The organism is Mesorhizobium sp. B2-4-17, assembly GCF_006441275.1.
Classification (GTDB): Bacteria; Pseudomonadota; Alphaproteobacteria; order Rhizobiales; family Rhizobiaceae; genus Mesorhizobium.
This window is the reverse complement of sequence record NZ_VFUX01000010.1, coordinates 19,944-41,114: the sequence shown is the minus strand read 5'-3', so window position 1 is coordinate 41,114 and position 21,171 is coordinate 19,944. Positions and strand designations below refer to the sequence as shown.

At 63.4% G+C, this 21,171-nt stretch carries 18 protein-coding genes; 10 read left to right on the top strand and 8 right to left on the bottom strand.

The window, feature by feature from the left end:
• Positions 1 to 159: 159 nt before the first annotated feature.
• On the bottom strand, positions 160 to 1,053 hold the full coding sequence (locus FJ548_RS09955; RefSeq protein ID WP_140777760.1) for a MurR/RpiR family transcriptional regulator: 894 nt from the start codon (positions 1,051 to 1,053) through the stop codon (positions 160 to 162).
• A gap of 343 nt (positions 1,054 to 1,396) precedes the next feature.
• On the opposite strand from FJ548_RS09955, the gene FJ548_RS09945 reads away from it, so the two are divergent.
• A complete protein-coding gene (locus FJ548_RS09945; RefSeq protein ID WP_140777758.1) occupies positions 1,397 to 2,581 on the top strand; it encodes a Gfo/Idh/MocA family oxidoreductase in 1,185 nt (394 codons plus the stop codon).
• 67 nt (positions 2,582 to 2,648) lie between these two features.
• Here FJ548_RS09945 and FJ548_RS09940 read toward each other — a convergent pair whose 3' ends face one another.
• From FJ548_RS09940 to FJ548_RS09925, 3 genes are all read right to left on the bottom strand, one after another.
• Positions 2,649 to 5,285 carry an EAL domain-containing protein gene (locus FJ548_RS09940; protein ID WP_181168755.1) on the bottom strand — a complete coding sequence of 879 codons (2,637 nt, stop codon included), beginning with the start codon at positions 5,283 to 5,285 and terminating at the stop codon, positions 2,649 to 2,651.
• 176 nt (positions 5,286 to 5,461) lie between these two features.
• Entirely contained in the window at positions 5,462 to 6,310 is an 849-nt protein-coding gene (locus FJ548_RS09935) for a class I SAM-dependent methyltransferase (protein ID WP_246678605.1), read from the bottom strand.
• A 417-nt stretch (positions 6,311 to 6,727) separates the two neighbouring features.
• Positions 6,728 to 7,198 (bottom strand): NUDIX domain-containing protein, encoded by a 471-nt coding sequence (locus tag FJ548_RS09925; protein ID WP_140777757.1) that lies wholly within the window; start codon positions 7,196 to 7,198, stop codon positions 6,728 to 6,730.
• A 186-nt stretch (positions 7,199 to 7,384) separates the two neighbouring features.
• On the opposite strand from FJ548_RS09925, the gene FJ548_RS09920 reads away from it, so the two are divergent.
• From FJ548_RS09920 to FJ548_RS09890, 7 genes are all read left to right on the top strand, one after another.
• Positions 7,385 to 7,918 (top strand): sterol desaturase family protein, encoded by a 534-nt coding sequence (locus FJ548_RS09920; protein ID WP_140777756.1) that lies wholly within the window; start codon positions 7,385 to 7,387, stop codon positions 7,916 to 7,918.
• A 420-nt stretch (positions 7,919 to 8,338) separates the two neighbouring features.
• Positions 8,339 to 9,223: an AraC family transcriptional regulator gene (locus FJ548_RS09915; protein ID WP_140741523.1), complete on the top strand. Its 885-nt coding sequence runs from the start codon at positions 8,339 to 8,341 to the stop codon at positions 9,221 to 9,223.
• 241 nt (positions 9,224 to 9,464) lie between these two features.
• Positions 9,465 to 10,532 carry a sugar ABC transporter substrate-binding protein gene (locus FJ548_RS09910; RefSeq protein WP_140612944.1) on the top strand — a complete coding sequence of 356 codons (1,068 nt, stop codon included), beginning with the start codon at positions 9,465 to 9,467 and terminating at the stop codon, positions 10,530 to 10,532.
• 80 nt (positions 10,533 to 10,612) lie between these two features.
• Positions 10,613 to 11,428: an ATP-binding cassette domain-containing protein gene (locus FJ548_RS09905; protein ID WP_140612943.1), complete on the top strand. Its 816-nt coding sequence runs from the start codon at positions 10,613 to 10,615 to the stop codon at positions 11,426 to 11,428.
• The gene (locus tag FJ548_RS09900; protein WP_140777755.1) at positions 11,425 to 12,678 is read left to right on the top strand and encodes a sugar ABC transporter permease; all 1,254 of its coding nucleotides are present in this window, start codon (positions 11,425 to 11,427) and stop codon (positions 12,676 to 12,678) included. The genes FJ548_RS09905 and FJ548_RS09900 overlap by 4 nt, the downstream gene beginning before the upstream one ends.
• Before the next feature lie 23 nt (positions 12,679 to 12,701).
• Positions 12,702 to 13,430, top strand: a complete 729-nt coding sequence (locus FJ548_RS09895) for an SDR family oxidoreductase (protein WP_140612941.1) — start codon at positions 12,702 to 12,704, stop codon at positions 13,428 to 13,430.
• An 83-nt stretch (positions 13,431 to 13,513) separates the two neighbouring features.
• Complete coding sequence (locus FJ548_RS09890) at positions 13,514 to 15,115, top strand: FGGY-family carbohydrate kinase (RefSeq protein ID WP_140777754.1); 1,602 nt, start codon at positions 13,514 to 13,516, stop codon at positions 15,113 to 15,115.
• Between the two features lie 18 nt (positions 15,116 to 15,133).
• On the opposite strand, the gene dinB is transcribed toward FJ548_RS09890, so the two are convergent.
• The 3 genes from dinB to FJ548_RS09875 all read right to left on the bottom strand — a co-directional run bounded on the left by dinB (position 15,134) and on the right by FJ548_RS09875 (position 18,441).
• A complete protein-coding gene (dinB, locus tag FJ548_RS09885) occupies positions 15,134 to 16,381 on the bottom strand; it encodes a DNA polymerase IV (RefSeq protein ID WP_140777753.1) in 1,248 nt (415 codons plus the stop codon).
• Between the two features lie 311 nt (positions 16,382 to 16,692).
• The gene (locus FJ548_RS09880; protein ID WP_281407060.1) at positions 16,693 to 17,910 is read right to left on the bottom strand and encodes a pilus assembly protein TadG-related protein; all 1,218 of its coding nucleotides are present in this window, start codon (positions 17,908 to 17,910) and stop codon (positions 16,693 to 16,695) included.
• Between the two features lie 114 nt (positions 17,911 to 18,024).
• Complete coding sequence (locus FJ548_RS09875; RefSeq protein ID WP_140766998.1) at positions 18,025 to 18,441, bottom strand: helix-turn-helix domain-containing protein; 417 nt, start codon at positions 18,439 to 18,441, stop codon at positions 18,025 to 18,027.
• A gap of 110 nt (positions 18,442 to 18,551) precedes the next feature.
• On the opposite strand from FJ548_RS09875, the gene FJ548_RS09870 reads away from it, so the two are divergent.
• Positions 18,552 to 19,139 carry a dihydrofolate reductase family protein gene (locus tag FJ548_RS09870; RefSeq protein WP_140777752.1) on the top strand — a complete coding sequence of 196 codons (588 nt, stop codon included), beginning with the start codon at positions 18,552 to 18,554 and terminating at the stop codon, positions 19,137 to 19,139.
• Between the two features lie 86 nt (positions 19,140 to 19,225).
• Here the strand turns inward: FJ548_RS09870 and FJ548_RS09865 are convergent, their stop codons facing one another.
• Complete coding sequence (locus FJ548_RS09865) at positions 19,226 to 20,140, bottom strand: alpha/beta hydrolase (RefSeq protein WP_140777751.1); 915 nt, start codon at positions 20,138 to 20,140, stop codon at positions 19,226 to 19,228.
• 121 nt (positions 20,141 to 20,261) lie between these two features.
• Here FJ548_RS09865 and FJ548_RS09860 point away from each other — a divergent pair, with 121 nt between their 5' ends.
• On the top strand, positions 20,262 to 21,164 hold the full coding sequence (locus tag FJ548_RS09860) for a LysR family transcriptional regulator (RefSeq protein ID WP_140777750.1): 903 nt from the start codon (positions 20,262 to 20,264) through the stop codon (positions 21,162 to 21,164).
• Positions 21,165 to 21,171 lie beyond the last annotated feature (7 nt).

The following is a 21,171-nucleotide window of genomic DNA, read 5'->3' as shown; positions in this document are numbered from 1 at the left end:
GTTCGCCAATCCCCAGCGTCGCAAGAAGGTGGCCTGCGCTGCGGCCTGCCCCTTCTCCCCGTCACTATACGGGGAGAAGTGCCCGGCAGGGCGATGAGGGGCGGCGCTGACTTTGGCAATTAGCGACCTCCGCCACAAGGGCTACAATCCAGAAGCAGCTTACTTGCCGCGCCGCGCCACCACGCCATGGACCAGCGCCATGCCGACCGCCAGCGAGGCGGCCAGCGAGCGGAAGCCGGCGAAGTCGGATTCCACCACCTCCAGCCAGCTGTCCGACAGCCGGGTCAGCGGGCTGAACGTGCTGTCGGTGATGGTGACGATGCGGGCCTTGCGCTCATGCGCCACGGCGACGAGGTCGGGCGTGATCGAATTGTAGGGGCTGAAGGAGACCGCCAGCACGGCGTCCCGGCTGCCGATGCAGCCGACCTGGTCAAGCGCGGTCGAGCCGATATTGTCGACCAGCACGTTGCGCACGCCCTGTTGCGAGAGCGTCAGCGACAGATAGGCGGTGACGGGAAAGGCGCGCTTGGAGCCGATGACATAGATCAGGTCGGCGGCGGCCAGCAGCATCACCATCTTCTCGAAACTCCCGACGTCCAAGCCGGCCTCGATGCGGCCAAGCGAAGCTTGCGAGGCGCCGACCATGCCGTGCAGGAAATGCAGCCGAGCATTGGGCTCGGCCTCGCTGCGCTGTTCGCCACGCCCTTCCGGCCACGAGCCCTTCACATGCTCCTTGAACAGGCCCTGGAAATCGGAAAATCCGGAATAGCCGAAGATCTGCGCGAAGCGCACCAGCGTCGAGGGCTGCACGCCGGCCTGTGCCGCCACCTGCGCGATGGTGCCGAGCGCGACGTCGCTCGGATGCTGCCACAGGAAAATCGCCGCCTGGCGCAGCCGCTTTGGGAAATGCACGGTGCCTGACGACAGCACCGCGCGCAGTTCCTCATAGGTCTGCGGCTGGATATAGCCCAATGCCGCCAGCGAGCGCCCGCGCTTGCGCATCGCGGCCTCGTCGGCACTGGATCGACCGGATGATTTGCGCGCCCCGCTCATGATTTCAGGCTAGCGCGGCACGATCGTTTTACAATATGGAAATTGGAAATCCTGTTCGATGGCGAATTGTGGTCTTGGATGCGAACGGTTCAAAGGTGGTGCTCTACGGCGCCCCCCTCTGTCCTGCCGGACATCTCCCCCACAAGGAGGGAGATCGGACGTCGCCTCTACTTTCGCCAACTACCACCATCGCATGAAGGCGCCGCAGTTGACGTTGCCAATCTCCCCCCAAGTGGGGGAGATGTCCGGCAGGACAGAGAGGGGCACCACAGAACTCGACGGTGGGTACTGACCCAAAACCTTTTATGCCGAGGAATTGGCTAGATAGCCGGAGGAGAACAACATGGTCTACGCAACATCGGACGGATCGGCGGGGAAGCGCCTGAGGGTCGGCATGGTCGGCGGCGGGCGCAATGCCTTCATCGGCGCCGTGCATCGCCTCGCCATGCGGCTCGACGACCAGATCATGCTGGTTGCCGGCGCGCTGTCGTCCGATCCGGAGAATGCCGCCGCCTCGGCCGCCGAGATCGGCATCGCGCCGGAGCGCAGCTATGCCGACTACCACGCCATGGCCAGGGCGGAAGCCGCGCGGCCGGACGGCATCGAGGCGGTCGTCATCGTCACGCCCAATCATCTGCACGCGCCGATCGCGACAGCCTTCCTCGCGGCCGGCATCGACGTCATCTGCGACAAGCCGCTGTCGACCACGCTTGGCGACGCCGAGGCGCTGGTGGCGCTGACCAAGGCGAAAAAGCGGCGCTTCGTCGTCACGCTCAACAACACCGGCTACGCCATGGTGCGGCAGGCGCGCGAAATGGTGATGGCGGGCGAGCTCGGCCGCATCGTGTCCGTGCATGGCGCCTATATCCAGGACTGGCTGACCAAGCCGATCGACGCCGAGGGCCAGAAGCAGGCGGAATGGCGCACCGATCCGGCAAGGGCAGGGCAGTCGGCGGTGCTGGCCGATATCGGCGTCCATGCCTTCAACCTGGCGAGCTACATCAGCGGCCGCGAGGCCGAGGCTGTGTCGGCCGACCTGTTCACCGCCGTGCCGGGGCGTCGGCTCGACGACAACGCGCATGTACTGGTGCGCTGGACGGGTGGGGGGCGCGGCACGATCCTGGCCAGCCAGACGTCGCCAGGCCACTATAACGACCTCTCCGTGCGCATCTATGGCGACAGAGCCGGCCTCGAATGGTCTGGTGGCCGGCCGGAGGAATTGCGCTTCTCCCGATATGGCGAGGAAACCCGCACGCTGGTGCGCGGCGGCCATGGCTCGACCGAGGAAAGCCGGCGCGTCTCACGCATGCCGGCGGCGCACCCCGAGGGCTATATCGAGGCCTTCGCCAATTTCTACCGCGACGCCGCCGACATCATCCGCGCGCATCGGTCGGGCGGCGTGGTCGATCCGGCGCACGCGGCGCGGGTTCCCGATGTCGTCGACGGCGCGCGCGGCGTGAAGTTCGTCGCCGCGGCGGTGGAGTCGAACGCGGCGGGCGGGGCGTGGACGGCTGCGCGGTTTGGCTGAGGCGCACGACGCTTTCTGATACGCAATTCCGGACGGAAAACCGCTACGCACTTTTCCTGGAATTGCTCTAGCTTGCCACGGGCAACCGTCGAGATCGAGCAAAGCTTCTCAGCCGGTCGGAATCCATTGCGTGCCCGAATGCGTAGCCTTGCAATATGTCGCAGCCAAGCCCTTTGAGCACACGTGCGTGCTTCATCGTCTCGACGCCTTCGGCTATGATCTCGATACCTAGGGATTTGCCGATTTCGATGATCGACGAGACGACCTGCCGTCGCTGGGGTGAGTTCACGATAGGGTCCACCAACTGACGATCTATCTTCAGGCGGCGAGGCTGCAATTTGAGCAGGCTGACAATAGAGGCATAACCGGTGCCGAAATCGTCGATTTCGATGTCGATGCCGAGTTCCTTGATCTGCTCGACGTTCCATGTGACCAGATCATCGTTGTTGTCGAGGAAGATCGACTCGACGAGTTCAAAGGAAAAAGTCCCTTTTCTGATGTTGAGGTCACGCAAGCTCTTCAGGAGTTCCTCGTCTTGAAGGCGTCGTGCCGATACGTTGACTGACACGCGCGGAATACCGATCTTGTCGGCGGACCACGCTTCGAAATCCACAAGCGATTGCTGGAGGACTTTCCGGTCTATCTCCGACACGACGTTCAGTTCTTCAGCGGTCTTCAGGAAAGCGTCAGGCGTCAGAATCCCCTTCTCTGGATGCCTCCACCGCGCCAGCGCTTCAACGCCGACGATCTCCAGGGTCTTTGCATCGAATTGAGGCTGGTAGAATACGATGAATTCGTCTCGCTCGAGACCGGCTAGAATCTCGTCGGCAACTCTCTTCGTGTTGACGATTTCGCTTTGCAGTTCTCCACTGAAGAATTCATAGCGGTTGCGGCCCCGCGTCTTTGCCCGGTAGAGGGCAATATCGGCATTCACCAGCAACTGCCTGGCATCGGCGTCTCTATCATTGTCGATCGCAATTCCGACGCTGACGCCAAACCGACATTGATGGCCGTGGTAATAAACAGGTCTGCGCATCTGCTCGATGATGTTGTCGGCGAGCGCCGCGGCCTGGCCGACATCGCCGTGCACGGTGCAGAGCACGATGAATTCGTCTCCTCCAATCCGAGCGACAAAACCGCGGTCGCCGACGTTGGACTTGAGAACGGACGACGCGTGTACCAGCATTGCGTCGCCCGCCGCATGACCAAGCGTATCGTTGATGTGCTTGAAGCGGTCCAGATCCATGTGAAGCAGCGCCGCGCAGCCGCCGTCGAGTCTGGCCTTTGCCGCATGATCTTCCAGCACCTGGTCCAGATAACGCCGATTGGGCAAATCCGTCAGCGAATCGTGCAGGGCGATGTGTTCTATGCGCGCCTTGGCAGCCTCGAGTTCGGTATTTTTCGACTCGGTCAGCTGTTTTGCGCGAACCAGATCGGTATTCAGCAAGACGTCTGCCGTCACGTCCCACTCCGCGCCGACCATTCGAGGCGAATTGTTTGCGATCTCGTAGAAGATCGCCGTGGACCGGACGTGACGAATTTCGCCGTTCGGCCGAACAATCCGGTATTCCGACGAATATGTGCTTCGCCCGGCCACTGCCTTGTCGAAATCCGCAAGCGCGCCAGGCAGATCGGCAGGATGAATGGCTCCGGCCCAGTCCGAATATCCGCGCGATCCGCCATCGGGCTCTCTGCCATAGATCTCGTTGACCCGATCGTCCCACGTGAGATGGTTGGTTTCGAGGTCGTGCTCCCATACTCCGATAGCCGACGCCTCCAGAGCAAGTTCCAGCCGTCGCGACAGCCGATGCAGTTCCCAGTAGTTTCGCTGCCTCTCGTCGATAAGGCGGCCTGCCGCCAGGAAGGGGATCAAGATCAGTGCGGCCGCTGCCGCCATGATCGCCCTCAGCAGCCATGCGTTGGCGGGAGTGGCGGGCCAACCGTTCTTGGGAATGGCGGCGATCCGCCAGGAGCCCGACGGGAGCAGAACGTCGGCCGTCACCGGATTGTTTTTGATGACCCTCTCGTCACCGAAGAACTGGACTCCCTTCGCGCCAGGGGAATCACTGCCGATGAGCGCCACGTCAATCCCGAGATTCTTGTCGAGGAGACCCGTCGCCTGGTAAAGGCGCTGCACGTCGACGACCGCGGAAACAATGCCCCAGAACCGGTCGGTGTTGCCCGCGCTTTTTACGAATACCGGGAATCGACCGATGAAAGCCTGTCCTCCCTGCGCCAGATCGACCGGGCCAGCGAGAACGAGCTTGCGCTCGTCGCGCGCACGCAGGGCAGCCGCGCGCTGCTGGTCGTTCTTGCGGTAATCGAGACCGATGGCCTTCTCGTTGCCGGCCATCGGGTACATCAAGGAAATGACCAGGTCGGGCGCGCCGGCAATATTGCGAAGTTGGGACTCTTCGCTGAACAGGCGGCTGGCAAGTTCCGTGAAGCGTTGCTCTCCCATGTATGGTTCGGTCGTGACCGCGGCGACCAGACCTCGAACCAGCTGAAGGTTGCCGTTGATGTTTCCTTCGAGCTTGGCGCGAATGACATTGACCTTGGCCAGCACATCCACGCGGGCGGCCTGATCCGCAACGATCCTGTTCTGATGGTCCGCGAACGCCGCGCAAACGGCAATAACCACAATCGCAATCCCCACCGGGATCCTTGCCGGCGAGAACACGGCCCCCCTTACGCGGCCTAGCATTTTGGCGAAAAGAGCCAATAGGGCGAGATTCCCTGTGCTTGTCAGGCTCTCCGGGTGAGCCTCATCAAGGGAATATTAGTTCGCAATAACTTAATTTTGGCCTTCACAGTCTTTAAAATTTTTGCGCCTTCGGGCGCTGGCGCGGGCAATCGCACCAGCACTCACCACATAGCGGCTTAGTGGCTATCGACTTTTTTCTGGACGATCCGATACGTCCCGACGCCGCGCTTGGTTGCTCCAATTGAATAGGCCATTGGAATCTTTGCAGTTTTTTCGGGCAGGCCGTACATATCCTTGCCGGCCCTCACCGCGAAAGAAAAATGCTTCCAGGAAACCGTGTCATGCTCGTTGAGAAAATCGAGCGTCAGCCCCGCTGCGATCAGCGCGTTCACCACATCGCTGATCGGATGGATCCACTCATAGTATCGAGGATGCTTCAAGGTTCGTTCATCGCCGGTATAGGTCTGCTTCTCGTTCCAGGCGAGCGGTCGCGCCACCGGCGTTCGCCAGTCGTCCTTCAATTCGAGGGCGGCAGCCTTGCGATTGCACTGGAACATCAAGGGATGGCCCTCGGCCATGTACAGCCGGCCGCCGGGCCGCAGGAGATCGGCGACCACCCGCGCCCAACGAAAGACATCGTCAAGCCAGTTCACCGACCCCCAGGTGACGTAGACCACGTCATAGGTCTGGTCGAGCGCTTCGACCGCCTCGTATAGCGGCGCCTCCACGAAGCGAACGTCACTGCCTGCCTTGGAGGCGAAATCCCGCGCCGCAGCGATCGCCCTCGGTGAAAAGTCCAGGCCGGTCACGCTGCCCGCGCCGAGATTCCTCAGGCTGATCGTGTCAAGCCCGATATGACATTGCAGATGGACGATGTCCTTGCCGAAAATGTCTCCGACCTCGCGCGTTTCCAGCTCATAGAGATTGGATCCGCCAGCCAGCACGTTCTCGATGCGGTAGCTGCCTGTTCTGTCGGTCGCGTGTATTTCGGCCCGATCGTCCCAATTCAGCAGGTTCGCGTCCAAAAACGGTTCCAAAGTGCCCCCGATCTCCGCCGTCGCAAGGTTAACAGCTGGTTAATAGACATTGCAGCGAGCAGACATGCGCGTCAATCCCGGAAGTCGCGCCCGTTGCGGCGCCCATTCCCGAGATCGAGACGATCGCCGTCATCGGCTCGGTGGCGAAACAGCTGTTGGCAGGAGGTTCCCCGGTTCGGCGAGGTGCGCTGGACGGACGCAGCACGCGGCACGATCCTGGCCAGCCAGACTTCGTCGACCGCTACAATGATCTGTCCGTGCGCATCCATCGCGACAGAGCCGGGCTCGAATGGTCCGGCAGGCGGCCAAAGGAATTGCGGTTCTCCGTCCATGGCGAGAATGCGCGCACGCTGGTGCCGGGGCGAGCCACGGGTCTCCTCGGCCCCACAAAAGGCAGGGAGACAATCACGCGCCATCCAACTGCGCTAACAAATCCGTCAGCATCGGCCGCTGGCCGGCAAGGATCTTGACCTCGGCCTCGGGCAGGCTGAACCAACCCGCTCTGTCGACCTCCGGAAATTCTTTCATCGACCCGGACCGCGGCGGCCATTCCATCGTGAAGATGTTGCTCTTGATCGTGGCCACATCGATCCCGGTTCTGGTCTCGGCGGACCAGGCCACAACGATCTTGCCGCCCGGCTGCCTGTAGTCGCCGAGACGCTCGAATGGACCTTCCACTCTCAGGCCGAGCTCTTCCTCGGTTTCGCGTTGCGCTGCCGCGAGCTCATCCTCGTCTTCGCCGACGAGGCCCTTCGGGATCGACCAGGCGCCATCGTCCTTCTTCGCCCAGAACGGTCCGCCGGGATGAACCAGAAGCACCCTGATATCGCCATCGCTTCGATGATAGATCAGCAATCCCGCACTGCGTTTTGCCATTTTTGCATGTCCGTTTGTGGCGCCGGTGCGACTTCGGCCGCCATCTGATTCGTCCGGGATGATGGGTGCCGATCCTTGCACCAGGGAATTGCGACGCTATTTCAGATGCATCTGCATTGCACCTCACCAGCGAGTTCGGCAATCTGATAGCATCGTTTTGGCGTCGAAAGTCAGTGGGGCGTCCGAATGCAATTGGGTCTGATCGGCTACTACAGCGACTTCGTGGTCTATCCCCTGGTCATCGCCATATTGGGGGTGGCCGGGCTGATCGAGGCCGGAGAAGAGAGCGCGCCGGACTGGATCGGCACGATGCTGGTCTGCCTTGGCCTGTGGACGTTGATCGAATACGTCCTGCACCGCTTCGTCCTTCACCACATTCCCTGGATCAGGGATCTGCACGACCGCCACCATGTCGAGGAGCGCAGCTCGGTGGGCACGCCGACCTGGCTCAGCCTGGGCGTCCATGCGCTGGTCGCGTTCCTGCCTGTCTGGTTGCTTTCCGGCTTCGTGGCCGCGAGCGCGGTGAGCTGCGGGCTGATGCTGGGCTATCTCTGGTACATCAGCGTCCACCACATGATCCATCACTGGCACCCCAGCCATCCGAGCTACCTTTACACGCTCAAGCGCCGCCACGCGGTGCACCACCATGTCGATGACACCGCCAATTTCGGCGTGACGTCGATTTTCTGGGACCGGGTTTTCGGCACGGCACGGCTCTGAACACTGCTTGGAATTCGGCTCTGGCCAGCCATGGCGGCGCGAACTTCGAACAGCTGCTGAAGCAGGGCCTCGGGTGATGGCGCACATGCCTACGATCGCGGAACTTGCATGGCGGCGCGGGCTTGGTGATCTGGGCCTACAGATCGACCGCGGCAACGCGCCAGGACGAGGGTAGGCGGTGGCCCCCTCTCGGTGCCGGTGCGAACCATTGCGCGGCAATCAGCAAGGCTGTCCGAATATCGCTTCCCCGCATCCCCTCCCGGTCAAAAAAGTATCATCCGTTGCCCTGAATCGTGGTGGCGCCTGCTCAAACGAGCCGGTACCGTGGTTTCGAAATGCAGAGCCGAAACCAATTCGGCCGGTTTAGGGAATTGGGGCCGAATGCGGCAATGATCCGTGCCGGCCCGGGAGGAAACGGACATGGAACCGGACCTGGAAGTTGTCCAGATCAGACGCGGTGAGTCTTTCAAAGCCTGGTCGCACGGCTATCCCTTCCACACAGTGCGCTGGCATTTCCATCCCGAATACGAGCTTCATCAGGTGATCTTCACCAGCGGCCGGTATTTCGTGGGAGACTTCATCGGCGAGTTCGAGCCTGGCAATCTGGTGCTGACCGGACCCAACCTGCCGCACAATTGGGTCAGCGACATTCCGCGCGACAGTTCCATTCCGCTGCGCGGTCGCATCATCCAGTTCTCGGAGAGTTTTATCGGCGATGCCATGCATGTTCTGCCGGAGCTCGCGGGGCTGGGTCCGCTGCTCGAGGCATCGCGGCGCGGCGTGCTGTTTTCCGCCCGCACCAACAAGGAGCTGGCGCCGCTGATGGAAGAGATGATGCAGGCGCAGGGCGTGCGCCGCATCGAGCTGTTCATGATGATCGCGGGCCTGCTCAGCCGCGCCCAGGAAATCCGGCTGCTGGCCAGCGCCAGTTACCGGCCCGACCCCTCCGGCTACATGACAGCCGGCATGAACAAAGCACTCGCCTATATCAGGGAAAATCTGACGCAGCTGTTCGATGAGGCCGACCTTGCGGCCATCGCCGGGCAATCGACCGGCGCGTTTTCGCGTTCGTTTCGCCGCCACACCGGCATGTCGCTGGTGCAGTATGTCAAGCGGCTGCGCATCAATCTTGCCTGCCAGATACTCATGAGCGACGAGCAGGCCTCGATCACCGACATCTGCTACGAGGTGGGCTTCAACAACCTGTCCAATTTCAACCGGCAATTCCTGGCAGAGAAGGGCATGCCGCCCTCGCGTTTCAGACGCCTGCTGGCCGACAATATCAACGCGGGAAAAGCCGCTTAACGGGAGGAGCCAAGGGAGGAGATACAGTTTTCGACATGAGGACGTGGACCGCAAGGAAGCGGTCCGCGATGGAGAGCGCTTGTCCGGGAAATCCTCCGCGCCAGGAGGATGTCGGCGCAGCCTGGAAAGGCCGCCTCCCGGCCCTGGTCCCAATACCAATTGGGACCAGGAAAGGTCGCGTCTATACACAAAAGCAGTCAACGACCTTCTTACAACCATATCCAGAAACGGAGAAGACCGAATGACCAGAATTTCAATAAAGTCGACCGGCATGGCGGCGCTCGCGCTGTCGCTGCTGGCCGGCACCGCTGCCAGCGTCCGTGCTGCCGAGGTCACCGATGCCACGGTTGCCTTCCTGATGCCCGACCAGGCCTCGACCCGCTACGAGCAGCACGATTATCCCGGCTTCACCGCCGAGATGAAGAAGCTGTGCCCGGGCTGCAAGGTGATCTACCAGAACGCCGATGCCGACGTCTCGCGCCAGCAGCAGCAGTTCAACTCGGTGATCTCGCAAGGCGCCAAGGCGATCGTGCTCGACCCTGTCGACTCGACCGCCGCTGCCTCGCTGGTCAAGCTGGCGCAAAGCCAGGGCATCAAGGTCATCGCCTATGACCGGCCGATCCCGACCGCTCCGGCCGACTTCTATGTCTCGTTCAACAATGAAGGCATCGGCAAGGCCATCGCGGATTCGCTGGTCGCCCATCTGAAGGCGCTCAAGGTCGACCCGGCCACCGGCGGTGTGCTGCAGATCAACGGTTCACCCACCGACGCGGCTGCCGGCCTGATCAAGAAGGGTATCCATGAGGGACTGGACAACAGCGGCTACCAGATCCTGGCCGAATTCGACACGCCGGAATGGGCGCCGCCGAAGGCGCAGCAATGGACAGGCGGCCAGATCACCCGCTTCGGTCCGAAGATCCTCGGCGTGGTTGCCGCCAATGACGGCACCGGCGGCGGCGCCATCGCTGCCTTCAAGGCCGCCGGTGTCGACCCGGTTCCGCCGGTGACCGGCAATGACGCGACGATCGCCGCGCTTCAGCTGATCATCGCAGGCGATCAGTACAACACCATCTCCAAGCCGAGCGAGATCGTGGCGGCCGCGGCGGCGAACGTCGCTGTGAAGCTGCTTTCGGGCGAGACGCCAAAGGCCGAGACGACGCTGTATGATACCCCCTCGCAGCTGTTCACGCCTGCTGTCGTGACGCAGGAAAACCTGAAGGCCGAGATCATCGACAAGAAGATCAACACCGCGGCTGAACTGTGCGTCGACCGTTACGCGGAAGGCTGCAAGAAGCTGGGTATCAACTGACCGCGACTTTTGCCTGCTGCGCTGTCCGGCCGTGGCCGGACAGCGCATATTCCGAACTGGTTTGAAGAGGTGTTCCAGGCATGATCGATACTCCGGCGGTTCCGGCTGGCGAGCTGGTGCTCAGCTTGCGTGGTGTTTCGAAGAATTTCGGCGCCGTCTCGGCGCTCACCGACATCGACCTCGACGTGCATGCCGGCGAAGTGGTGGCGCTGGTGGGCGACAATGGGGCCGGCAAGTCGACGCTGGTCAAGATCCTTGCCGGTGTGCATCAGCCAAGTTCGGGCGCCATCAGTTTTCAAGGCAAGCAGGTGGTGCTTGCCGACCCGAGTGCCGCGCTCACGCTCGGCATCGCCACCGTGTTCCAGGACCTGGCGTTGTGCGAGAACCTCGACATCGTCGCCAACATCTTTCTCGGCCGCGAGCTCAACCCCTTGCGGCTCGACGAAGTGGCGATGGAAGTGCGCGCCTGGACGCTGCTCAACGAACTGTCGGCGCGCATCCCAAGCGTGCGCGAGGTGGTGGCGTCGCTGTCGGGCGGCCAGCGCCAGACCGTGGCGATCGCGCGGTCGCTGCTGCTCGAGCCGAAACTCATCCTGCTCGACGAGCCGACGGCCGCACTCGGCGTGGCGCAGACGGCCGAGGTGCTCAACCTGATCGAACGCGTGCGCGATCGCGGCCTCGGCGTCGTCATCATCAGCCATAACATGGAAGACGTGCGCGCGGTGGCCGACCGTATCGTCGTGCTCCGGCTTGGTCGCAACAACGGTATCTTCACGCCCGACGCCTCGAACCAGGAACTGGTCAGCGCCATCACCGGCGCGTCGAACAATTCGGTTTCGCGGCGTGCGGAGCGCCGGCAGGCGAGGCCGGATCACACGCAGGAGCAACACTCATGAGCCTTGAAGCCCAAAAGCCCGCTCCAGCGCCGCTCGACCGTGCCGATGTGCGCGTCAGGCACGAGGCCGGGATGGGTGGCACCATCCGCGCCTTTTCCGATCGCGTGCGTTCCGGTGATCTCGGTTCGCTGCCGGTCATCGTCGGGCTGGTCATCATCTGGACTGTGTTCGCCAGCATCAACCCGATCTTCCTGTCGAGCAGCAACCTGGTCAACCTGCTGTTTGACTGCTCTACCGTCGGCGTCATCGCGCTCGGCATCGTCTGTGTGCTCATGGTCGGCGAGATCGACCTGTCGGTCGGCTCGATCAGCGGCTTTGCCTCCGCACTGGTCGGCTCGCTTTGGGTCAACCAGGGCTGGCCGGTGGCGCTCGCCATTCTTGCCGCAGTCGCCTTCGGCGGCTTCATCGGCGCGCTCTATGCGCTTTTGTTCAACCGGCTGGGCATGCCGAGCTTCGTCTCGACGCTGGCGGGCCTGCTCGCGGTACTCGGCCTGCAGCTTTACATCCTGGGATCGACCGGCTCGATAAACCTGCCTTACGGCTCGAACCTGGTGAATTTCGGCCAGCTGCTGGTGATGCCGAAATGGGTTTCCTTCGGGCTGGCGGCCGTGCCGGGCATCGTCATGCTGGTCACCGGCCTGCGCACCGTGGCGCGCCGCCGTGACGCCAATTTGTCGGCGCCGTCGAGCGGTGGCCTGATCACGCGCGCCGTGGCGATGACGCTCGTGCTGGAATTCATCGTCTTCTATCTCAACCAGGCACGCGGCATTCCCTGGATGTTCGGCCTTTTCGTCGGCCTGGTCATCGCCATGCACTACGCGCTGACGCGGACCAAATGGGGCCGCTCGATGTCGGCGGTCGGCGGCAACCGCGAGGCGGCGCGGCGTGCCGGCATCAACGTGGGGCAGATCTATTCCAGCGCCTTCGTGCTGTGCTCGATGCTGGCCGCTTTCGGCGGCGTGCTATCGGCGGCCCGCCTTGCGTCGGCCAGCCAGCAGGCCGGCACCGGCGACGTCAACCTCAACGCCATCGCGGCCGCCGTCATCGGCGGCACCAGCCTCTTCGGCGGTCGCGGCAGTGCCTATTCGGCGCTGCTCGGCATCATCGTCATCCAGTCGATCGCCAGCGGGCTGACGCTGCTCGATCTGTCCTCGTCGCTTCGGTACATGATCACCGGCGCCGTGCTTGCCATCGCAGTCATCGTCGACTCGCTGGCACGCCGCTCGCGTGTCTCTCATGGCCGAGCCTGAACCCATCAACAGGAAATGAAGACATGAGTGAAGAACTGTCCGGAAAAGTTGCCGCCGTCACCGGTGCGGCTTCAGGCATCGGTCTGGAATGCGCCAGGCATATGCTGGCGGCAGGCGCCACCGTGGTGCTGGTCGACCGCGCCGAGGCGACGCTGAACACACTCTGTGCCGAACTCGGTCCGAAGGCGATCCCGCTGTCGATCGAGCTGATGCAGCCGGCAAGCGTTGCAACGATGATGCCGCGGATCCTGGAAAAGGCCGGCCAGCTCGACATCTTCCACGCCAATGCCGGCGCCTATGTCGGCGGCGAGGTGGCGAACGGCGATCCCGACCTCTGGGACCGCGTGCTGAACCTCAATATCAACGCCTGCTTCCGCTCGATCCAGGCCGTCCTGCCGCACATGGTCGAGCGCAAGACCGGCGACATCATCGTCACCAGTTCGATCGCCGGACTGGTTCCGGTGGTCTGGGAGCCGATCTACACCGCCTCCAAGCATGCCGTGCAGGCCTTTGTCCACACGGTGCGCCGGCAGGTCGCCAGGCACGGCTTGCGCGTTGGTGCGGTGGCGCCCGGCCCGGTGGTGACGGCGTTGGTCGACGACTGGCCGAAGGCAAAGCTCGAGGAAGAGCTCGCCGCCGGTGGCCTGATGCAGCCGCGCGAAGTGGCCGAAGCGGTGATGTTCATGCTGACCCGGCCAAGGAACGTCACCATCAGGGATCTCGTGATCCTGCCGCAGAGCAATGATCTCTGAGGAGTAGTCGGTAGCCGGGCTCCACCTCACCACCGTCCATTCACTGCTTACGACCTGCTGCTCCCTGAAATCAGAGGTTTTCCTTGCCCCATTACATAGGCATCGACGTCGGCACCGGTAGCGCGCGCGCCGGGGTGTTCGATCTGTCCGGCACCCTGCTGGCCTCGGCCAAGCGGGACATCAAGGTGTGGCGCGAGCCCGGCGACATCGTCGAGCAGTCGAGCCGCGACATCTGGCGTGCGGTGTGCGCCGCGGTGCGCGAGGCCGTCGCCCAATCCGGCGCCGCGCCGGAGACGATCGCCGGGATCGGCTTCGACGCCACCTGCTCGCTCGTGGTGCTGGGCGAAGGCGGTGCGCCGCTGCCGGTTGGCCCATCTGGCGATCCGGAGCGCAACATCATCGTGTGGATGGATCACCGTGCGGCGGAACAGGCGCGCCGCATCAACCGCAGTGGCGAGGCGGTGCTGAACTATGTCGGCGGCGTCATCTCGCCGGAAATGGAGACGCCGAAACTTCTGTGGCTGACCGAAAACCTGCCTGCTACCTTCGACGCGGCCTGGCAGTTTCTGGATCTCGCCGACTTCCTGACCTGGCGTGCCAGCGGCAGCCTTGCCCGCTCGGTCTGCACGGTGACCTGCAAATGGACCTACCTCGCGCATGAAAACCGATGGGACGAGGGATATTTCCGCGAGATAGGCCTTGGGGCACTCGCCGACGAGGCCTTCACGCGCATCGGCACCGAGATCGTGCCAGCCGGTGCGGCACTCGGCAGCGGGCTGACGGCGCAAGCGGCCGCAGAGCTGGGCCTGGCCGAGGGAACAGCCGTAGCGGCGGGCCTGATCGACGCGCATGCCGGTGGTATCGGCACGGTCGGCGCGCGCGGCGCAGCCGGCAGTGTTCTGTCGCGCATGGCCTATGTCTTCGGCACCTCAGCCTGCACCATGTCGACGACTGCCGAGCCGGCTTTTGTCGACGGCGTCTGGGGTCCGTATTTCTCGGCCATGGTGCCGGGCCTATGGCTGAACGAGGGCGGGCAATCGGCGGCAGGCGCGGCCATCGACCACCTGGTGCGTTTGCATCCGGCAGCCGGCGAAGCGACGGAGAAAGCACGAGGCGCAGGGCTCACTCTCAGCGTCTGGCTGTCGCTGCTGGCCGAAAGCCGGGGCGGGGCGGCGGCTGTGCCGGCGCTGGCCGGCGGCATCCATGTCGTGCCGGAATTTCTTGGCAATCGCGCGCCTTTCGCCGATCCGGACGCACATGCGCTGATCGCCGGGCTCGATCTCGACACCAGTCTCGACAGCCTGGTCGCGCTCTATGTCGCCGGCATCTGCGGTCTTGGCTATGGCGCGCGCCAGATCGTGCGCGCCGAGCGCGAAAAGGGCATTGCCGTCGATACGATCGTCGTCAGCGGCGGCGCGGGCCAAAGCCCATTGGTCCGCCAACTGCTGGCCGACACAACCGGCCTGGTTGTGGTGGCGTCGACCTCGCAGGAGCCGGTGCTGCTGGGCTCGGCGATGCTCGGAGCAGTCGCTGCTGGAGCCTATGAGGATCTGGTGACGGCCATGGCCGCCATGTCGGGACTCGGCGAAGCCTATCATCCCAACGCGCCGCTGACCGGCTGGCACGCCAAGCGCTTCGCGGCGTTTGAGCTGCTGCAGCAGACGGGTAGGGCGATCAGAGGCTGAGACGGGTGCGCCGTCCGCTCACAGCTCCTTTTCCGCCAGTTCCCTGAATTCGTCGGGCACCGAACGTCCCGCTTCGAGCGCCACGGCGCCGTAGCCGACCGCCTGCTTGCCGAAGCGCTCGCGGATCTTGTCGATGGCGCGGTCGGCGCCAAAGCGTGCCAGGCCTTTCTGGGTGCCGGGCCGGCGCTTCTCGTCGGCAAGCCCGAGCGGCAGGTCGAGCTGCAGCTCGGCGCTTTCCTCCAGATGCGAGACCGAGATCGCCAGCAGCGAGATCACCTTCTCCCGGGGGTGGTCGGCAAGCACGCCGCGCACGAGATCGCCGGCGATTTCGGCCAGCATGGTGGTCGCCGAGATCGGCTGGTCGAGCGTAATCGAGCGCGTCACGGCGCGGAGATCGGCAAAGCGCACGCGCACCGTCACCGTGCGGCCGGGCCGCGCCTTGGCGCGCAGCCGGCTGGCGACGCGGTCGGCCAGATGCAGCAAAGTCGGCACGATCACCCGCGCCACGGCCGGCTTGTGACCAAGCGCCGATTGCGCGCCGGCCGAATGCGCGCGGCGCTTCGTCTCCAGCTTTCTCGGGTCGCGGTTCCATGACAGAGCGGCGAGCTTTTCGCCGGCGGCGGGGCCAAGCAGTCGCGTCAGCGCGCCGCTATGCGTCCTGGCCAGCTGGCCGATGGTCTCGACGCCGATTTCGGCCAGCCGCGCCCTGGTCGCCGGGCCGACGCCCCACATCAGCGAGACCGGCAGGTCGTGCAGGAAGGCAAGCTCGGTTCCCGGATCGACCACCACCAGCCCGTCGGGCTTGGCCACCTGCGAGGCGATCTTGGCCAGATGCTTGGTGCGGGCCACGCCAATCGAGATCGGCAGGCCGAGTTCGGCCCGCACGCGGCGGCGGATGGTTTTGGCGATTTCGTCCGGCGGGCCGAACAGATGCGTGCAGCCGGCGACATCGGCGAAGGCTTCGTCGATGGAGATCCGCTCCACCACCGGCGTGAAATCGTCGAGCACCTTGATCGCCGCGTCGCCCAGCCGCTGGTAGTGGCTGAAATTGCCGCCGACGAAGATCAGCTGCGGGCAAAGCTCGCGCGCCTTGCGTCCCGGCATGCCGCCGCGCACGCCAAAGGCGCGCGCCTCATAGGAGGCGGCCAGCACCACGCCGCCGCCGACCGCGATCGGCTTGCCGCGCAGCGACGGATCGAGCAGCTGCTCGACCGAGGCATAGAAGGCATCGAGATCGGCATGCAGGATGGTGGCTGTCGTCTCCATTCCCGACCGCTCATCCGCAGTTGCTGATAGATGCGAACGAATGAAGAACAAAAAGGGATCATTGTCAAGCAAGGAACGGATTTGTTGAAGGCGTCCCGCAGATTGGCGAAATCGGCGATGAGCGATCCTCTCCCCGTAACTCTACGGGGAGAGGATGCCGGCAGGCAGGTGAGGGGCGGCGCTGGCTTAGAGAAGAAAGCTGCTTCGCTTGAACCTGGAAAAGCATCGCCGCCTAACCAATATGTCCAGCCCGCAACGCCGTCTTCATCGCTTCCAGAGACGGCTTGCCGCCGGCGGCCGGCTCTCTCGGCTCATTTGACAAGCGTGATCAGGCGGCCCGCATACATTTCGCGATTTCCGAGCGCCGCCGCGCAATCCGACTGCACGGCCGAATTTCCTGTCATCTGCACGGTATCGCCGACGAGCCGGATGCAGTCGCCCTGGGAATTCATATCCGAGTTGCCGGCGTAGAATATCGGCGCGTCCGGTGCGTAGATGAAGCCGCTGATCACCGAGCCGGCCCCGCCATTCAGTGTCAGCGGCGATGTATTGCCGCGATCCTGGAATATGGTGATGCCGGCATAGGTGCCGCTGGTGGGCGGCGAGAGGGTCACCTGTTCATTTGCGTTGATGTAGATTTGCGCGCCTTCCATCAGGAATATCGTCACGCCCTGGCCGGTGAGGCTGCCATTTCCGCCGGGCTTTATGGTGACCCCACGCAGTATGTAGACGCCGGGATTGAGCGTGATGTTTCCCGACCATGTCTTGTCGCAATAGGTGCCGGGCGAAAGGGTGATGGATTTGCCGTTGGGTGCGTTCTGGCAAAGCGTGTAAGGGGGAGGGGTGACGTTGGCCAGCGGATCAAACGACGCATACTGATGTTCGAGCGGATTGCCGCAACTCAAGCTGGCGTTGGGCGGCAAGAGGCCGGACGTGCCGCCAACGGTCGAAACGCAGCTGGCGCTGACCAGCGCAGATCCGCCTCTGTTGACGGAATCGGCCGCGTCCGAGTTGGCGGCGATCACGCAATGGTTCATCGCGACGTTGGTCGAGCCTTGCAGGTTGACCGCAGCGGATGCATGAGGATCGAGCGCAAGTACGCAGGCCTGCGCACCGGGCACGATCTTGACCATGGTGGAGCGCGAGGCTTGCCAGGGGGGCAGGGCGCTGATGAAGCTGGGACGGCTGATGCTGGACGAAAGCGAAATATAGTAGGCGCTGGGGCCGCCGCTGGCGGCGCTCGAGAGGGCTGCGACGCTTCCCGAATATTCCTGCTGGTCGGCGGCGCGCATATTGGCCGTGAAGAAGTTCTGGCCGAGTTGCTGCACGTCGCCAGCCGCCATGCCGGAATAATATTTTGTCCCGATGGCGAGTCCCGCCGCGTCCAGCGAGTTCTGCAAGTGGTCGGCGTCGTCGCTCGTGCCCACCAGATCGATCGCGCCGGCCACGCCAAGCATCAGCGGCAGCATCGCGATCACCGTGGTCAGCGCGAAATTGCCGCGCTCCGAAGCCCAGAAGTCTTTCAACACGACAGCGCCCCTCGTCAGATCAGTACCAGGTACTACAGCAGGGGTTTCTACGTATTGTTTTACGAAACGCTAAAATTAAACCGATCACCTGGACGGAAGGCCTGCCACGCGCCCCTATCCAGCATGCTCCGCGCGCAGCGCTGCCTTGATCCGTTCCAGCGCCGCATCGCCGCCGGCGGCCAGTTCGTCGGCGATGCGGGCGAGATCATCGTCGGCCTTGCGGTGCTTGCTGCCCCAGGCGCCGAGCGTGGCCAGCACCGGCAACAGGTCGATACCGGCCTCGGTCAGCCGGTAGATCGCCTTCAGCCCGTGGGTCGGGTCGTCGCTGCGGGTGAGAATGCCTTCGTCCTGCAGCGTCTGCAGCCGCTCGGCCAACGTACGCGAGGAAATGCCTTCATCCGATTGCAGGAACTCGCGAAAATGCTTTTTCCCGGCGAAGACCAGGTCGCGGATGATAAGCAGCGTCCAGCGGTCGCCGAGCAGTTCGAGCGACAGGTTGATCGGGCAGCCGGATCTTTCGCGCGTCGACATGTCTATGGTTCCCTTTCTAAATCACTTTACTATTGACATCATTTTGGTTTCGCGTCAATGGTTCCAGAAGTAAACCACTTTGGCGATTGAGACGAGGAGCACATCCAGACATGAAAAAGCTGATCCTTCAGATGCAGATATCGGTCGACGGTTTCGTCGGCGCCAATGAGGACCATGACTGGCAGCTCTGGGAATGGGGCGACGACAATGGCTGGGACGCCGAACTGAAGCGGGACTTCAATGCCGTGTTCGCCGGCATCGACACCATCCTGCTCAGCCGAAAGATGGCCGAGGAGGGCTATCTCACCCATTGGGGCAATGCGGCGCGGAAATATCCGGCCGATCCGTTCTACGCCTTCGCCCGGCGCATCGTCGAGGCGCACAAGGTGGTGCCGAGCGACAGGCTCAAGGCCTCGCGATGGGAACGCACGACGGTGGTGAGCGGCGACCTGCCGCGTGAGGTCGCGGCGCTGAAGGCCGGCGAGGGCGGCGACATCGCCGTCTTCGGCGGCGCCGGTTTTGCTTCCTCGCTGATCGCGGCCGGGCTGGTCGACGAGTTTCAGCTGTTCGTCAACCCGGCCGTGCTGGGCGCGGGCCGCCGCATCTTCGACCAGGGCGGTTTCGGGAAGCTGCGGCTGCTCGCCTCGAAGGCCTATGCCTGCGGCATGGTGGTCAGCCGCTACGCGCCGGCGGGGTGACCGGGGGCTGTGGCCAATCAACCCGGTTCGGTTTGCCTTACAAGACCGGTCTCGGCAAAGCCCGGAATGGCCGCTCCGCGAGGTTGTTACCTGGCGAGGAAATCCGTGATCAGCTTGACGGTGGCGTCAGGGTTTTCCTCCATGATCCAATGGCCGGAGGCGGGCACGATGGCTCCGGTCACATCGCTGGCGACGAAGCGCAGAATGTCGGCCTGGCTCGTGCCGGCCGATTTCTCGGCGCCGGCTGCCAGCACCGGCATGGTCAACTTGCCGCCGCTGGCCAGCATCGCCTGGTTGTCGATCGCGTCCTGGTCGAATGCCTTGAATTGCTCGAAGGCGTCATGCATGGCGTGCGGCCGGGCATAGAGCTTCGCGTAATGGACGCGCGTCGCCTCGTCGATCTTCTTCGGGTCGGCCGACAGTTCGTTGTAGAAGCGGTCGAGATAGATGCGCTCGCGGCCCTTGACCAGCCGTTCCATGTCGGGGCCGCGGAAATTGAAATGCCACAAAAGCGGGCTTTGCTTGATCTTGTCCCAGTCGCCAATGCCCGGCAGCGGTGCGTCGATGACGACCCATTTGGTGATGCGCTTCGGATATTGCGCGGCCAGCGCATAGCCGACCATGTTGCCGATGTCGTGCGTCACCAGATCGGCCTTGTCGATCTTCAGCGCATCCATCACGCCGGCGATGTCGACCGCCTGGTTTTTCTTGGTATAGCCGCCGTCGGGATGCGCCGAAAGGCCCATGCCGCGCAGGTCGGGCACGATCACCGTGTGGTCTTTCATCAACTTTATCGCTGCCGCTCCCCACATGTCTCCCGTATCGGCAAAGCCGTGCAGCAGCACGACCGCCGGGCCTTTTCCGCCAACCCGTACATGCAGGCTGGTGCCGTTGGTCTCGATCGTCCGCGTCTTGAAACCGGCCGGAAAGGGGACCACGCGGGCCGAAGCTGGAACGCTCATTGCCAACAGACCAAGGACGATGACCAAAGGACGAAACATACCATACTCCCGCCGAGATTTTGTTTGGGGCCGCCATATCGCGGCCTTGCCAACTATGACACCATGTCCTTGATTTCGTTAGGCGACGGTCGCCTGATTGTGAATTCGGGAAAGCCGAACAATGCTGAAGCTCGAATCCGCCGCCGCCTTTGTCGCCGTCGCGGAATCCGGTTCGATCACCGAAGCGGCCAGGCGCATGGCGTTGTCGAAATCGGTCATCAGCGAGCGGTTGTCGGAACTCGAGCGCAGCCTCGGCACGAAGCTGCTCGATCGCACGACGCGCAAATTGTCCATCACCGAGGCGGGGCGCAGTTTCTACGAACGCGCCAAGCGCATCATGCAGGAGGTGGCTGATGCCGGCGCCGAAATCGCGGAGCGCCGGGGCGAACTTGCCGGGCCGCTCAGGGTCGCGGCTCCAACCAGTTTCGGCATCCTGCATCTCGGCCCGGCGCTGTACGGCTTCCTGGCCAAGCATCCGGGGATTGAACTGACGCTCGATCTCGATGACCGCTTCGTCAGCATAGTGGCCGAGGGCTATGACGCCATTTTGCGTCACGGGCCGGTCGTCGAGGACGGACCCGTCATCGTCAAGAAACTGGCTTCCAGCCGCCGCTCTCTGGTGGCTTCGCCGGACTATCTCGAGCGGTTTGGACGGCCCGCGACGATCGAGGACCTGAAACGCCACAAGGGCATCATCTTTTCCATCCGGGGTGCCGCCGACTGGCGGTTCAAGATTTCGCGGCGGCTGGTGACGATCCGCCCGGAAACCGCGCTGCGCGTCAACAATGGGATTTTGATGCGCGATGCCGCGCTTGCCGGCCTCGGCCTGGCGCTGCTGCCCGCATACTTCATCCAGAAGGAGCTTGCCGACAACCGACTGGCGGTCGTCGATGTCGGTGCCGAGCCGGAAGGAGCCACCATCTACATCGCCTGTCCCGAGGACCGGCGCGGGTCCGCCAAACTGCGCGCACTCATCGCATGGCTGCGCGATGTCTTCGGCGATCCGCCTTATTGGGAGGCGTGAGCCGGCA

Excerpts from the sequence above, each read along its gene's own strand:
- FJ548_RS09945 (WP_140777758.1), top strand. The coding sequence starts at position 1,397 with ATGGTCTACGCAACATCGGACGGATCGGCGGGGAAGCGCCTGAGGGTC.
- FJ548_RS09955 (WP_140777760.1), bottom strand. The coding sequence starts at position 1,053 with ATGAGCGGGGCGCGCAAATCATCCGGTCGATCCAGTGCCGACGAGGCC.
- FJ548_RS09895 (WP_140612941.1), top strand. The coding sequence starts at position 12,702 with ATGAGTGAAGAACTGTCCGGAAAAGTTGCCGCCGTCACCGGTGCGGCT.
- FJ548_RS09915 (WP_140741523.1), top strand. The coding sequence starts at position 8,339 with ATGGAACCGGACCTGGAAGTTGTCCAGATCAGACGCGGTGAGTCTTTC.
- FJ548_RS09860 (WP_140777750.1), top strand. The coding sequence starts at position 20,262 with ATGCTGAAGCTCGAATCCGCCGCCGCCTTTGTCGCCGTCGCGGAATCC.
- FJ548_RS09940 (WP_181168755.1), bottom strand. The coding sequence starts at position 5,285 with ATGCTAGGCCGCGTAAGGGGGGCCGTGTTCTCGCCGGCAAGGATCCCG.
- dinB (WP_140777753.1), bottom strand. The coding sequence starts at position 16,381 with ATGGAGACGACAGCCACCATCCTGCATGCCGATCTCGATGCCTTCTAT.
- FJ548_RS09905 (WP_140612943.1), top strand. The coding sequence starts at position 10,613 with ATGATCGATACTCCGGCGGTTCCGGCTGGCGAGCTGGTGCTCAGCTTG.
- FJ548_RS09875 (WP_140766998.1), bottom strand. The coding sequence starts at position 18,441 with ATGTCGACGCGCGAAAGATCCGGCTGCCCGATCAACCTGTCGCTCGAA.
- FJ548_RS09925 (WP_140777757.1), bottom strand. The coding sequence starts at position 7,198 with ATGGCAAAACGCAGTGCGGGATTGCTGATCTATCATCGAAGCGATGGC.
- FJ548_RS09870 (WP_140777752.1), top strand. The coding sequence starts at position 18,552 with ATGAAAAAGCTGATCCTTCAGATGCAGATATCGGTCGACGGTTTCGTC.
- FJ548_RS09900 (WP_140777755.1), top strand. The coding sequence starts at position 11,425 with ATGAGCCTTGAAGCCCAAAAGCCCGCTCCAGCGCCGCTCGACCGTGCC.
- FJ548_RS09910 (WP_140612944.1), top strand. The coding sequence starts at position 9,465 with ATGACCAGAATTTCAATAAAGTCGACCGGCATGGCGGCGCTCGCGCTG.
- FJ548_RS09865 (WP_140777751.1), bottom strand. The coding sequence starts at position 20,140 with ATGTTTCGTCCTTTGGTCATCGTCCTTGGTCTGTTGGCAATGAGCGTT.
- FJ548_RS09920 (WP_140777756.1), top strand. The coding sequence starts at position 7,385 with ATGCAATTGGGTCTGATCGGCTACTACAGCGACTTCGTGGTCTATCCC.